12 protein-coding genes and 3 pseudogenes are annotated in these 13,132 nt (G+C 45.7%); 9 read left to right on the forward strand and 6 right to left on the reverse strand.

Annotated elements, in window-relative coordinates; all coding sequences use genetic code 11:
• Positions 1–204: 204 nt before the first annotated feature.
• The 4 genes and pseudogenes from QNH15_RS26305 to QNH15_RS24245 form a co-directional block, all read right to left on the reverse strand.
• A pseudogene (locus QNH15_RS26305) lies at positions 205–315 on the reverse strand (hypothetical protein); the annotation flags it as partial.
• A gap of 145 nt (positions 316–460) precedes the next feature.
• Positions 461–805 carry a hypothetical protein gene (locus QNH15_RS24235; protein WP_347343366.1) on the reverse strand — a complete coding sequence of 115 codons (345 nt, stop codon included), beginning with the start codon at positions 803–805 and terminating at the stop codon, positions 461–463.
• A gap of 47 nt (positions 806–852) precedes the next feature.
• A pseudogene (locus QNH15_RS24240) lies at positions 853–1,631 on the reverse strand (beta-galactosidase).
• A 50-nt stretch (positions 1,632–1,681) separates the two neighbouring features.
• On the reverse strand, positions 1,682–1,984 hold the full coding sequence (locus tag QNH15_RS24245) for a DUF4176 domain-containing protein (protein WP_061973866.1): 303 nt from the start codon (positions 1,982–1,984) through the stop codon (positions 1,682–1,684).
• Between the two features lie 175 nt (positions 1,985–2,159).
• Between QNH15_RS24245 and QNH15_RS24250 the strand changes: the two genes are divergently transcribed.
• The 7 genes and pseudogenes from QNH15_RS24250 to QNH15_RS24280 all read left to right on the forward strand — a co-directional run bounded on the left by QNH15_RS24250 (position 2,160) and on the right by QNH15_RS24280 (position 9,524).
• Entirely contained in the window at positions 2,160–2,849 is a 690-nt protein-coding gene (locus QNH15_RS24250; RefSeq protein ID WP_283891219.1) for a response regulator transcription factor, read from the forward strand.
• Positions 2,846–3,850 (forward strand): sensor histidine kinase, encoded by a 1,005-nt coding sequence (locus tag QNH15_RS24255; protein ID WP_283891221.1) that lies wholly within the window; start codon positions 2,846–2,848, stop codon positions 3,848–3,850. Before QNH15_RS24250 ends, QNH15_RS24255 begins: the two co-directional genes overlap by 4 nt.
• Before the next feature lie 104 nt (positions 3,851–3,954).
• A complete protein-coding gene (locus QNH15_RS24260) occupies positions 3,955–4,716 on the forward strand; it encodes an ABC transporter ATP-binding protein (RefSeq protein WP_283891223.1) in 762 nt (253 codons plus the stop codon).
• Positions 4,706–6,655, forward strand: coding sequence for an FtsX-like permease family protein (locus QNH15_RS24265; protein ID WP_283891225.1), 1,950 nt, complete (start codon positions 4,706–4,708; stop codon positions 6,653–6,655). Before QNH15_RS24260 ends, QNH15_RS24265 begins: the two co-directional genes overlap by 11 nt.
• 131 nt (positions 6,656–6,786) lie before the next feature.
• Positions 6,787–7,551: a DUF2238 domain-containing protein gene (locus QNH15_RS24270; RefSeq protein ID WP_283891227.1), complete on the forward strand. Its 765-nt coding sequence runs from the start codon at positions 6,787–6,789 to the stop codon at positions 7,549–7,551.
• 116 nt (positions 7,552–7,667) lie between these two features.
• A pseudogene (locus QNH15_RS24275) lies at positions 7,668–8,723 on the forward strand (CitMHS family transporter); the annotation flags it as partial.
• 66 nt (positions 8,724–8,789) lie between these two features.
• A complete protein-coding gene (locus QNH15_RS24280) occupies positions 8,790–9,524 on the forward strand; it encodes a ZIP family metal transporter (protein WP_283891229.1) in 735 nt (244 codons plus the stop codon).
• Positions 9,525–9,580: 56 nt separating this feature from the next.
• On the opposite strand, the gene QNH15_RS24285 is transcribed toward QNH15_RS24280, so the two are convergent.
• Together QNH15_RS24285 and QNH15_RS24290 are read right to left on the reverse strand one after the other, a co-directional pair.
• On the reverse strand, positions 9,581–10,240 hold the full coding sequence (locus QNH15_RS24285) for a TerC family protein (RefSeq protein ID WP_061973847.1): 660 nt from the start codon (positions 10,238–10,240) through the stop codon (positions 9,581–9,583).
• Between the two features lie 150 nt (positions 10,241–10,390).
• Entirely contained in the window at positions 10,391–11,128 is a 738-nt protein-coding gene (locus QNH15_RS24290; RefSeq protein WP_283891232.1) for a YqcI/YcgG family protein, read from the reverse strand.
• A 179-nt stretch (positions 11,129–11,307) separates the two neighbouring features.
• Between QNH15_RS24290 and QNH15_RS24295 the strand changes: the two genes are divergently transcribed.
• Together QNH15_RS24295 and QNH15_RS24300 are read left to right on the forward strand one after the other, a co-directional pair.
• Complete coding sequence (locus QNH15_RS24295; RefSeq protein ID WP_283891234.1) at positions 11,308–11,955, forward strand: HAD family hydrolase; 648 nt, start codon at positions 11,308–11,310, stop codon at positions 11,953–11,955.
• Between the two features lie 233 nt (positions 11,956–12,188).
• Complete coding sequence (locus tag QNH15_RS24300; RefSeq protein WP_283891236.1) at positions 12,189–13,058, forward strand: C1q-like domain-containing protein; 870 nt, start codon at positions 12,189–12,191, stop codon at positions 13,056–13,058.
• The last annotated feature ends 74 nt before the right edge of the window (positions 13,059–13,132 follow it).

A 13,132-nucleotide genomic window follows, 5' to 3' on the forward strand; every position in this document is an offset into this window, starting at 1 on the left:
CTATTTATGTGTCTGCACAATTTTTTTCAATTAGGGGTATCTTATTTTCAAAAAAGGCGAGTTTATTTTTAAAAACTCTTATTTATGTTCAAAAACCACCCTTTTACTTTCAAATGGTTTATCCTTATTTGATATCGACTAAATTCGACACACTTATCTTGTCGAACAAAAATCGGCCCAAGCTAACTCAAAAACTACTCTCTTTCAGCTCCAGCACACGATTTCATTTTCCCCTTCTTTTGGCCTTGGAAGATGGAGTGTTTCCTGCGGACCTTCCGACCAATATCTTCCCAGATTAAAACTGTTCACAAATACATTGCCCTTTGTTTAGCCAGGAAGCGATACAAACGTCTCGCCAATCGAATCGGATGTAAATGTTCCTTTAAAAATCCTTGGATAACGGCAATTCAACATTCCTTTACCTTCCGAAGTATTACCAAGACACACTTCAGGTTCGAATTTATACATTCCCCAATGACTGATTGTTAAGCCAAATCCACTGTGTAATCCCTTTTGGTTCCTTCAGGTTTTTACCGTAATTGGCACGTCCCGTGTTTTCTACAGTATTTCCAGCATGTTTACAGGTTAAAGAGAATGAAAGAGTCACCATTTGCTTTTCATCTTTCCTATATACCGTATGCTGGTGTTCTCCATTCACATAAATGAACACCCGACCATGGATACCTCTTGTATCCATCTCATATTTCCCCGGAAATTCGACAGTAGTTTTATACAAAATATACCCATAGTTCTGGCAAGCCTGCTCCATAGGCAAAGGATAAGCACTGTTCGTTATAGAGCTCATGTCCCGCAGCCAGTCAAAACCAACATTCCATATCGCTCAGCGATACATCACCCTATGCATTTTGGGTATTTCTGGTATATCCACATCTGGAATTTCGGTGTATCGGCCGACGATACGCTTCCTCCGTGGAACATATAGAAATTGATGGAGCCTCCAGCCTTAAACATTTCATCCAGCACTCCGGCTGCATCCTCCCCTCCCCTCGTATGATGCTCTCCGTCCCAATGGTGACTCCAGTATTCTATGCACATGGCTGGCGAATTAGGCTGAAATTGTTCCAGCTTTTCAAATCCTTCCTCAGGTCGAGAGCCAAAGTTCACGGTCGCAAGAACATTGGGCAGAGAAGCGTTTTTCAGCATATCAGACCCATCAGATGTAAACAGCACCCCGGCAATGCCGCGATGACGCATTGCATCTCCCAAAAAAGCCAGGTAGGAGGCATCCTTACCATAACCGTCATATTCATTTTCGACCTGAATACCGATGACTGGACCGCCTTTTTCAAAAAAATACGGAACAAGTTTAGGAATCAGTATATCGTAATCGTCTTCCACATGCTTTAAAAAGTCAGAATGGGAGCAGCGCAGTTCCATGTTTTTGTTCCGTAGCAGCGATGCAGGCAGACCGTCAAACTCCCATTCCCCGCAAATGTAGGGAGATGGGCGAAGAATGCGTACAGGCCCAACTTTTGAGCCGTCGTAATGAATCCTTCCAAATCTGCTATCCCTGAAAACACAACTCCCCTTTTCGCGGTTCGTGCAACATTCCAGGGAACGTAGGTTTCCACGGCACGGAATTCCAACCTTTTACTCACCAAACGGGTCACACATAAAACACCCCATAAAAAATCGTGCAGCCCTGCTGCACGATTTTTCCTCAATTTCCTTCTTCACTAGTTTCCTCATCATTCCTTAACCTTTCGCGTTCTACTTCGAGTTTGATGCTCAGATCCTCTTCTTCGTCGGAGATATAGCCTTTATGAAGGATGGATTGGATTTTGCAGTGCTGAAAGTAGACGTTGTTATTGCTGTTACTGTGCCCGATTGGGTAGCTGCACCCAATGTAATCAAACAGCACCTCATCAGCTGCGATCGACATGCGGCCATAAATCATCACGGGGCGGTCAGAACCCTCGAGTGTAACAACCGTACCGATCGGCAGCGGGAATTTTTCTGTCATGGGTTACCCTCCTTCACTTATTCTCTTCCATTTCCATCACACGTTTTCGCTATGGATACGATATCTATTCTCCTTCATTCCCTGATTTTCAAGGATCTATCCATTTGTTCTTATGCAGCCATCACCCTTTTGCTATAATATGGTGAAAAAGGATACGATCGGGTGGTGAACTCAAATGTTTAAACTATTGCTTGTAGAAGATGATACCTCGCTGTTTCATGAGATGAAAGAACGGCTCAGCCAATGGTCTTATGAGATTTACGGTATCAGTGATTTTAACTCTGTGTTTCAGGAGTACACAGACCTTAATCCCGACCTGGTGATCCTGGATATTCAACTGCCCAAATTCGACGGTTTTCATTGGTGCCGGATGATCCGCTCGCATTCCAACGTACCCATTATCTTTTTATCGTCGCGTGACCATCCATCGGATATGGTGATGTCGATGCAGTTTGGAGCGGATGATTTTGTTCAGAAGCCGTTCCATTTTGATGTGCTCATTGCCAAAATACAGGCGATTCTTCGCCGGGTGTATAACTATAGTGCGGAAAAAACGGAATTCCGGACGTGGGCCGGAGCGACGGTCGATTATGACCGAAATACGGTATCCAATGACGATGGAACCTTGGAACTGACGAAAAACGAAATGTTTATCCTGAAATTGCTCATCGAACAAAAAAATAAAATTGTAAGCAGGGACCATCTTATCAACAGCCTCTGGGACGATAAGCGGTTTATCAGCGACAACACCCTTACCGTGAATGTGAATCGCTTGCGAAAAAAATTAGAGGAAATTGGCTTGGGCAGCTCTATCGAAACAAAGATCGGCCAGGGTTATATGGCTTTAGAAGAGGGCAGCTCATGATCCGCGCTTTCCTTTCCGAACGGCGCAGCTGGATTGCTGCTTACCTCGTTCTTCAGCTGGCGATTCTTTCCGTTTGCTATATCGATTCTTCCATCCCTGTCGGCTCGGTGCTTTACGTGATTTTCCTGTCACTGATTCTGTTCACCCTGTTCCTGGTCTATCGCTGTCATAAGGAAACGAAATTTTATCAGCGACTGGAGGAGCGGGAGAACGATTTTGATTTGACCAGCCTGCCGGAAGCGGAAACCCCGTTTGAAAAAATCATAGAGAACAGCCTGGTCAGCCAGAGTACATATTTAAAGAAAAAAGCAGCCTTTTATCAGGAAGAAACGGAAGAGGCAAAAGACGATCTGCTGGGATGGATCCATGAAGTGAAGACGCCGCTGACCGCTCTCCGGCTGATGATCGACCGCCTGGAGGATGAAAAGCTGAAAAACCCTTTTCTTTATGAATGGCTTCGTATTCATTATCTTCTGGATCAGCAGCTTCACCAGAAGCGCCTCCCTTTTATGGAAAATGATTTGTATGTGGAAAAAGTGGACCTGGAGGATCTTTTGTTCTCGGAAATAAAGACCCTTCAATCCTGGTGCATTCAAAAAGGGATCGGGTTTGATCTGCAGCTGGAAGAAACCGTTGTTTTAAGTGACAGCAATTGGCTCTCCTTCATTGTAAGACAGCTGCTGACGAATGCCGTCAAATACAGCAAGGAGTCCGATATCGTCATTTCCACCGGTAAGCACGGCGAAAGAGCGTTTCTCCGGATTGCGGATGAGGGCCGTGGTATTGATCCGAGGGACCTTCCTCGGATTTTTGACAAGGGGTTTACTTCAACAGCGCACCACGGGGATCATGCTGCTACAGGCATGGGATTGTACCTGGCAAAAAAAGCCGCTGTTCCTTTGTTGATTGAGATTGAGGTACAATCCGAACTGGAAAAAGGAACCACATTTACGCTGTCGTTCCCCAAACCAAACGACTTCTTGAAGATTACGGGCATGTGACATCTTTGTCACATGCTTTTCCCTTTTGTTCGGCGAATCGAAGGAAGTGAGCATTCTTTCCTTTTATACTTTAGATATCAAGAAACAAAAGGAGTGCAGGACGCATGACCATATTAGAAGCCAAAAACCTACACAAAAGCTACGGCAATAAATTTAACAAACAAGAAGTGCTGAAAGGACTCGATTTCAGTTTTGAAAAAGGGGAATTCGTCAGCATTATGGGACCATCCGGATCGGGAAAAACGACCCTTTTGAACGTCCTTTCTTCCATTGACCGGATCAACAGCGGCTCCGTCATGATTGAAGGCAATGAGATTACAGGGATGAAAGAAAAACAACTGGCCGAATTTCGCAAGCATCATCTCGGGTTTATCTTTCAGGAATATAACCTGCTTGATACATTGACGGTAAAAGAAAATATCCTGCTGCCATTGTCTGTGACAAAAACCTCCCCCGCCGAGGCAGATCACCGGTTCAATACAATCGCGAACGAGCTTGGCATTTATGAACTGAAGGACAAATACCCGAATGAAATTTCCGGCGGACAGAAACAGCGCACTTCCGCTGCACGGGCATTCATCCACGAGCCGAGCATCATCTTTGCCGATGAGCCGACAGGTGCACTGGATTCGAAATCGGCTTCTGACCTGCTGAACAAGCTCGCTGAGCTGAACCGGAGCCGTAACGCAACGATCATCATGGTTACCCACGACCCTGTGGCCGCCAGCTATTGCAGCCGTATTCTTTTCATCAAGGATGGGCAGCTGTACTCCCAGCTTCACAAAGGAAACCAGATGAGACAGGAATTTTTCAAGGATGTCATGAAAACACAGGGTGTGCTTGGCGGTGTTCAGAATGAGCATTAATCAGCTGATCGTTCGCAATCTGAAAAAAAACCTGAAAAACTATTACCTTTATGTTTTTGCCCTGATTTTCAGTGCCGCCCTTTATTTCGCGTTTGTAACCCTGCAGTACGATCCATCCATGGATGAGGCAAAGGGATCGATTAAAGGTGGAGCAGCACTTAAAGCTGCTTCCGTTTTACTCATTGCCATCGTTGCCATCTTCCTTTTATATGCGAATAAGATTTTTATTAAAAGACGAAGCAAGGAAATTGGATTGTTTCAGCTGATCGGCATGACCAAAAGCAAGATTTTCCGTATTCTCACTGCTGAAAATTTCCTGCTATACTTCGGCTCAGTTCTCTTGGGCATCCTTTTCGGCTTTGCCTTTTCAAAGCTGGCCATCATGATTTTATACAAAGTTACAGGTGTTCATGCGATTGCCACCCTGCATTTCTCAGCACAGGCAATGGTCCAAACGATCATAGTCTTTGCCGTCATCTACTGCGTCATCATGTTAACGAACTTTATTTTTATCAAAAGACAGACCATTTTGTCCCTCTTCCGCGCGGTTTCATCGACAGAAAGCAAAGTAAAGAAAATCTCTGTGCTGGAAATTATCATGGGAATACTCGGTCTGGTTCTCATCATTGCGGGATATTATGTATCCTCCAAGCTGTTCGGCGGGGATTTCAACAACGAAGCCAAGCTTTATCTGGCAATGATTTCGATTCTCGGGTCTGTTATTCTGGGAACCTACTTGTTCTATAAGGGATCTGTAAGGTTTGTGTTCAACCTGATCCGCAAAAAGAAAAATGGATATCTGTCTGTCAATGAGGTTCTCTCCCTGTCGTCCATCATGTTCCGGATGAAGTCGAACGCTCTTTTGCTGACGATCATTACAACCGTGTCAGCACTCGCCATCGGGCTCTTGTCATTAACCTATATTTCTTACTATTCCGCTGAAAAAACGGCCAGGAACTATGTGCCCAACCAATTTTCGTTCACCAGCACCGATGCGGCCGGCACATTCAAGAAGGAGTTAAACAAAAATAATATTAGCTTCAAGGAAACAAACATTGAAGTGCTCCACATAAATGCGGATATATCCTCCGTTATGGAGGCGAAGCTTGAAGCTTCCTCCACAGCCACAGGGCTCAATCCGAAAAACACAAGCATTTCGGTGATCAGCGATTCCAGTGTAAAAGGCCAAAACCTCTCGAAAAGAGACATGTATTTGACTGGCGTGACCGATCTTCAAAAATCCTTTTTTAAGATCAAAGACTCCGGCCAAATCATATGGAAAACCAAAAAGGAGAAGATCCTGCAAAACTACATCGGCATGAAGAAGGATTCGGTCGTTTCCATCCCTTTTACAGGCGGATTACCGACAGCGGTAGTGAATGATTCTGTGTTTCGCGAGCTTAAAGACGGGAGTGCCCCCTCTCCTACTACAGATCCTTCCCGTTATGTGGGGATTGATGTCACCAAAGAAAACCATCTGCAAAAAGCGGATCACCTGTTTCAGAAGCAACAGTTTAAAGCAGGCCAATTCTCAAGAGTGGAAATGCTTCAAGACCAAAAGCAGAATATGGGTCTGACGATGTTCATCGTTGGTTTCCTTGGATTGACTTTCCTGATTACATCAGGCTGTATTCTCTATTTTAAGCAGATGGATGAGAGCGAAGAGGAAAAGCCGAACTACACCATTTTAAGAAAGCTTGGGTTTACGAGAGGAGATTTGCTGAAGGGCATTCGTTTCAAGCAGCTGTTCAACTTCGGGATTCCGCTCGTATTGGGGCTGATCCACAGTTATTTTGCCGTGAAATCCGGATGGTTCCTTTTTGGAACTGAGCTGTGGACACCCATCATCCTGGTTATGGTTCTGTACACTGCACTTTACTCCATCTTTGGAATCCTGTCGGTCGTTTATTATAAAAAAGTCATCAAAGAAGCATTATAGGAGAACGCTCCGAGCTGTACGGCACGGAGCGTTTTTCCATGCCAAGATTGTAAACGCTTCCCATCAGCACCTCATGTTTACTCCACATACTTTGGAGGAATACACCCTACAGATTAAAGGAGGTAGTTACGATGGGAAGACTTGAAAACAAGATTGCGGTTGTGACGGGTTCAGCAACCGGGATCGGAGCAGGAACGGTTAAGCTCTATGCCAAAGAAGGGGCAACTGTTATTACAAAAGCCGCAAGCAACGGTGCTTGCGGCTTTTTCCTGTTTCATATTTTCCCTGTTGGCCATACTGATAACAGTACAAGGAGGCAGGTGAACGTGGTGGAACGAAAAATTTTGGTGTGGAGCAGTCTGCTTTTTATAGCATTTATGCTGGGCTTGTTTATCTATTACCTTATGAAAGATGATGCCTCCCGCTGGCAGGTTGCTCTCGGCGGAATAGCGGTCAGTGCGCTGCCCCTCGGTCTGCTTTTTCTGAAAAGAAACCCCTTTCCTCTGGTTCTTATTATGGGTTACTTTCTATTTCTTTTGTGTACCACGTACCTTGGCAGCATCATGCAGTTTTATCTGAAGTTTCCGTGGTGGGATACCACCCTTCATTTCTATAAAGGAGCCTTTGTCGGCTTATGCGGCATGTCGCTTTACAAACGGTTCGTGCCCGAAAAGCTCAGGGACAGCGTATCTCCTTGGCTTTATTTTCTTTTCATTCTCTCCTTTTCATCCCTTGCCTCAGCCCTCTGGGAAATCTATGAATTTACCGGAGATCTGGTAGCTACCCACACCATGCAGCTGGGCGGGAACAAAGATACCATGGGGGATCTTCTGGCCGGTCTAGCGGGTGGATTGGCTGCTGCACTTTACGCCGGCTGGAGTAATCATCGAAATTAAAATATGAGCTGTTCTTTTCTTTGATTTTTTGTTGTTGCCATTTCATACTCTTTTTTGGTGTAAACATAACCTTCCATAATTCTTCTTGTTGTTCGCACCACCCTTATCCCGTGCAACCTGTAAAAATTGCCATGGGAACAGCCATTCTTTCCTTGCTGGTGGCGTTGGACGGTGATGGAACCACCACTTATATGATCGCTGTTTCCGCATTGCTTCCCCTTTATATCCGCATTGGGATGAATCCATTGATTCTGGCCACCGTATCCATGCTTTCACTCAGCATCATGAGTGGAATGACCCCTTGGGGCGGTCCTGCCACACGGGCCATTGCCGTTATGGGGCTGGATGCTTCCGAATTTTTCATTCCGCTGCTGCCAACTATGATCGGAGGCGCGTTATGGGTCGTTTTTACAGGGTATCTTCTCGGAAAAAGAGAACGCCGCCGGATTGGAATTGCCGATCTGAAGCATAAAAAGGTAGATCCTGAGATCCTTTCACAATTGGCCGCTGCCCAGGAAACCATGTCTGCAGATGGTGATTCTGCAAGCTTCAAACGCCCGCATCTCCGCTATTTCAACTTATTACTTGTGATTGCTGTAATGACCGTTTTAGTAATGGGCTTACTTCCAGCCCCAGCCTTATTTTTAGTCGGCTTTATTATGGCGCTGATGATCAACTATCCGAATCTAGATCTTCAAAAGGAACGAATCGCCGCGCATGCGAACAATGCACTCACCGTTGTACTGCTTGTGTTTGCTGCAGGTGTGTTCGCCGGTATATTATCAGGTACTAAAATGGTGGATGCGATTGCACAGGCACTCATTTCCATCATTCCGGACTCGGCTGGCCCGCTGTTCCCGGCGATCGTGGCCATTACCAGCATGCCGTTTACCTTTGTTCTTTCCAACGATGCCTATTACTTCGGCGTGCTCCCGATTCTTGCAGAGGCGGCTTCCGCTTACGGGGTCAGTCCCATTGAAATTGCAAGGGCTTCCATTATGGGGCAACCGGTCCATTTAATGAGCCCGCTGGTGGCTTCCACCTTCCTGCTTGTCAGTATGGTCAATGTCGATATTAGTGCGTTTCAGCGTTTTGCGTACAAATGGGCCATTTTGACCGCGTTGGTTATCACATGTCTCGCTCTGCTTACGGGAGCGTTAACCCTGCTCTGACTTTGCATTTGTTACTTTTTTGCCTCCTTTGGGTAAAACTGTAATAAGCCTAAAGGAGGTGGAAACATGTGGATTGCCGCAATGTGGGGGGCCATATCCGGTTCAGCGGTGCTGCTGGGTGCAATTGCCGCCATGGCCTTCCCGATCAAAAAACGAGTGATAGGCTTTATCATGTCGTTTGGTACAGGAGTGTTGATTGGTGCAGCTACATATGAATTACTGGGAGAGTCTGTCCGGTCAGGAGGGTTGCTTCCAACAGGGTCAGGCTTTTTGGTGGGCGCCATCGTGTTCACCCTTCTGGATTTTTTTATCTCGCGAAAAGGAGGCCATCAGCGGAAGCGATCGGCCGGACAAAATGATGCCTCGAAAGGCAGTTCCGGCCTGGCGATTTTTATCGGAACAGTGATGGATGCCATTCCCGAATCGATTATGATCGGTGCCAGTCTTATCGAAAATAACAATGTCAGCTGGCTGCTGGTCATCGCCATTTTTATCAGTAATATCCCAGAGGGTTTGTCGAGTACGTCAGGGATGCTGAAAAGCAATATGAGCAAACAAAAAATTATGATTCTTTGGTTATCTGTTCTCTTCATCTCTACTTTAAGTGCGTGGGGCGGCTATTTCTTTTTGGAAAATGCTTCAGAGGAAGTCATGGCCATCATTGCCTCTTTTGCCGCAGGCGGTATTATCACCATGGTCGGCTCGACCATGATGCCTGAAGCCTTTGAAGAAGGAGGATCCATTGTCGGCATGGTCGCTGCCATCGGATTGTTGGTTTCACTGATTTTGACGACGATCTAATAAAAAACAAGCCCTCTTCTGACTTTTATCAGCCAAAGAGGGCTTGTCTTTTTGAATTAATGACTTTCTGCATGCCGGCCGCTGAACTTGCCGATCACAACGACAAGCACGGCGAGCAGAAGCGGTACAACAAGATGAAGATTGAAATCGATGTTTTCGAGATAATGCCCGACAGCCTTGTCCTTCAGCATCATTTCGCCAGCGGTATAGCCGAGCAATGCCGCTCCGAGAATGATGATGATGGGAAATCGTGTCATGATCTTCATGAGCAGCTGGCTTCCCCAAATGATTAATGGAATACTGATGATGAGACCAAGAATGATCAGCACGATATTTCCGTTGGCTGCCCCCGCAACGGCCACAATGTTGTCCAAACTCATGACAAGGTCCGCTATAATAATGGTTTTAATTGCCCCGGAAAGACTGGAGTTCGCTTCAATATCGCCCTCTTCCTCCCCTTTTAAAAGTTTAATGGCAATCCACAACAAAAGCAGTCCGCCGACAAAGTTTAAAAAAGGAATCTTCAATAAATAAACCGCAACAAACGTTAATACCACTCTTAAAAATACCGCTCCGAACGTACCGAAGAAAATGGCCTTGTTTCTGTGCCGCTCTTCTAAATTCCGGCAGGCAAGCGCGATAACCACTGCATTATCCCCGCTCAACACAATATTTATAAGAAGGATTTCCAAAAGATTGACCAATAAATTATCCATGAAACCACCTTGTCTATATTAAATAATTCACTCTAATATCACATTATAATAGTTTACCACTATTTATACTATATCCTAACTATTTTGTTCATAAAAACTATTGAATAGAAAAAAGAGCGCTCCCGCTCTATTCAGGAACGCTTCACGAACTTATTTTTTCTTTTTGAAAAACCGGTGGAACGGGCATTTGGATACCGCCGTATCGTCATCACGCAAAAAATATTGCTTCCATTCGTAATTATCTTCTTTTCCGTACGTTTTTAAATCGTTATGAATGTCAATGGCGTCATATTTTTTCAGGCGGTCTCGAATCCGTTGTTTGATTTTAGAAGCCCTGGATGGAGATGCATTGAATCTCTCGAGCACCCACCTTGGGGTAATGGCCAGGATAAAACAGGGAAAGTACCGGCTATTCCGGTTAACATGTGCCGGTGTGCCGCAGTACATAAAGTACTGCTCCTCATGAAAACAAAACTCCCACAGAGGTTCATGCGGATCGTTCGGTATTTGGGCCGGCCATTCACTCGTGTCCATTTCGGCCAAACCGGCCAGCTGGCTCCAAAACAGCTGTTCATACTCCTCCACCTTCATGCTTTCCGCCGTTTCCCCCGGTATTTCATAAAACACGATAAGGGACGTATAATCTCCGCAGTCCTTTGCACATTCTGTATATTCCTTCAGCAGCGCCGCCAAAGCCTCCACCGAGGACGTGTGGACGGGGTTTCCGGCAAATCCAAAACGAAATTGGCCGAGAGACTCACCAATCGTTGCTGGAATACACGGAAACGGACGTGTCGTCGATCTCATCCTTCTCTCAAACTCATCGATTGCCCGTTCTTGCCAAGACGCTAGTTTCTCTCTCCTGATTGTATCGCTGTCATATAACATGTGCCCCACTCCCTGCAAACCATTCGTACTAATGTATTCCTGGTGGGCCAGTCGGGTGAATGTCCAGATGGCATCATCATTGTCCGAGCAGTTATCGTTAATAGAATAAAGAGAGACGGTTGCTAAAAAGGAATAAAAGTCGGGCTTTTTGGGAAAAGAACGGCATGGAGGTGTTGAGTGTGAAAGCAATTATTTTTGACTTTGATGGTACAGTAGCCAATACGCTGCCGGTGAATTATCATTCCTTTCAAACCGTTTTTAAGAAATATGATGATAAAGATTTTACAGACGAAGAAATTAAAGAAATGTTCGGGCCAGTGGAACCGGTGATCATCCAGGATCATCTGGAGCATTCTGACAAGGAAAGCGCCATCGAGACGTTTTATCAAACATATGAAGATAAGCATTCAGATCTGGTGGACGCCAATTCCGAAATGGATGACCTGCTTCGTTCCTTAAAGGATAAAGGCTTGAAGCTTGGAATTATGACTGGAAAAAGCCGTCGCAGTCTGGACATCTCCCTGGAGAAACTCGGGATGAGCGATTTGTTTGATGTGATTATGACCGGGGATGATGTCAGTGAACCAAAGCCCCATCCCGAAGGCGTGTTAAAAGCGATTGATCAGCTTGGCGTTTCAAAGGAAGACGTCATGTTCCTTGGTGACAGCGACTCTGACATTGAAGCCGGACAGCGAGCCGGGGTTCGAACCGTCGGCGTACACTGGCTCCCCGAGGTGCAAACGAAAGAATTCAGCCACGAACCCCATCAAACCTTTGAAAATATCAGTGATTTTGTGGATTTTTTGGAAGGAGCACAGACTCGTTGAGGTAAAAAAAGCGTTCTGCAGTGAGGCAGAGCGCCTTTTTTGTGCTTTTTGGAGACTGAAATGCTGAATACTGGCCGAAATGAAAGACTTACTGGCCAAACCGTCATTATATAAACTGATATCTCTTTTAAACAACCTGACCAAGGTATATGTCCAAGCATAATCTTCCTGTCCGCATAAACTGCTAGAAACACGTAATGTGTAGCACCTAAATACTATATGGAGGAAGATATATGCGTAAAAGATACAAGAACTGCAGATGCTGTCATTGTCAGGAAAGCAGCAGTAGCAGCAGCTCCAGCTATGAAAGCAAATGTCCTTGTCTCGAAAGTAGCACTCTCCAGGTGGAGAGCAGTCTGCCCCGCTTTGAAAGCAGCACGCCCAACGTAAAACTTAGCAGCGGCCATTGCCAGGAAAGCCACCACGTAATGCCTGAGAGCAGCTCTTGCCCGGAAAGCAGTCATTATCCTGAGAGCAGCAGCCATTGTCCTGAAAGCAGCAGTTCTAGCAGTTCTAGCAGTTCTAGCAGTTCCAGCTCAAGTTCGAGTTCCAGAAGTTCTAGCAGTTCAAGTTCAAGTTCGAGCTCAAGCCACCATCATGAGAGCAGCAGCTCCAGTTCCAGCCCCCGACCGCCGATGGATTTGTGCAGAATTCCAGGGCCGATTGTTAACTTCTTGCCTGTTCCAATCGGGTTCTCTTATTTTCTTGCAGAATCAACGACACGACAGGTGATCGCTCCCAATGTGGTTACACCTGTCGATTACCGCAATGTGATCTACAATCGGATGAATGAATATAATGTATTCGGTTCACAATTTACAGCTACCCGTGCAGGTGTATATAAATTTTGCGCCCAAACAAAAGTACGCGGCACAACAGCTGCAACATCCGGAAGCCTCACTTTGGGCCTGATGGTAAACAATTCAGTTGTTACTTCCTTGGCCGTTGCAATGGTTCAGGGAGGAACCTGTATTGATGCAAACGGCTGTGCCACCAGCGTGAATTTAAGCGCGGGAGATGTGGTTCGTGTAGTGATGTTTTCCACCACCAACCAGAGCATTATCATCGAAAGCGGCTATTTCGAAGGTGCCCGCACAAGCTAATTTCGGACGAGAAGCGTTTCTGACCCTGTCAGAAGCGCCTTTTTTTTGAAATGAGATTTACCTCGGAAACCGAG

Origin of the sequence: Fictibacillus enclensis, from assembly GCF_030123385.1 — a bacterium.
In the GTDB taxonomy this organism is placed as follows: domain Bacteria; phylum Bacillota; class Bacilli; order Bacillales; family Fictibacillaceae; genus Fictibacillus_C; species Fictibacillus_C enclensis.

Excerpts from the sequence above, each read along its gene's own strand:
- QNH15_RS24235 (WP_347343366.1), bottom strand. The coding sequence starts at position 805 with ATGAGCTCTATAACGAACAGTGCTTATCCTTTGCCTATGGAGCAGGCT.
- QNH15_RS24245 (WP_061973866.1), bottom strand. The coding sequence starts at position 1,984 with ATGACAGAAAAATTCCCGCTGCCGATCGGTACGGTTGTTACACTCGAG.
- QNH15_RS24250 (WP_283891219.1), top strand. The coding sequence starts at position 2,160 with ATGTTTAAACTATTGCTTGTAGAAGATGATACCTCGCTGTTTCATGAG.
- QNH15_RS24255 (WP_283891221.1), top strand. The coding sequence starts at position 2,846 with ATGATCCGCGCTTTCCTTTCCGAACGGCGCAGCTGGATTGCTGCTTAC.
- QNH15_RS24260 (WP_283891223.1), top strand. The coding sequence starts at position 3,955 with ATGACCATATTAGAAGCCAAAAACCTACACAAAAGCTACGGCAATAAA.
- QNH15_RS24265 (WP_283891225.1), top strand. The coding sequence starts at position 4,706 with ATGAGCATTAATCAGCTGATCGTTCGCAATCTGAAAAAAAACCTGAAA.
- QNH15_RS24270 (WP_283891227.1), top strand. The coding sequence starts at position 6,787 with ATGGGAAGACTTGAAAACAAGATTGCGGTTGTGACGGGTTCAGCAACC.
- QNH15_RS24280 (WP_283891229.1), top strand. The coding sequence starts at position 8,790 with ATGTGGATTGCCGCAATGTGGGGGGCCATATCCGGTTCAGCGGTGCTG.
- QNH15_RS24285 (WP_061973847.1), bottom strand. The coding sequence starts at position 10,240 with ATGGATAATTTATTGGTCAATCTTTTGGAAATCCTTCTTATAAATATT.
- QNH15_RS24290 (WP_283891232.1), bottom strand. The coding sequence starts at position 11,128 with ATGTTATATGACAGCGATACAATCAGGAGAGAGAAACTAGCGTCTTGG.
- QNH15_RS24300 (WP_283891236.1), top strand. The coding sequence starts at position 12,189 with ATGCGTAAAAGATACAAGAACTGCAGATGCTGTCATTGTCAGGAAAGC.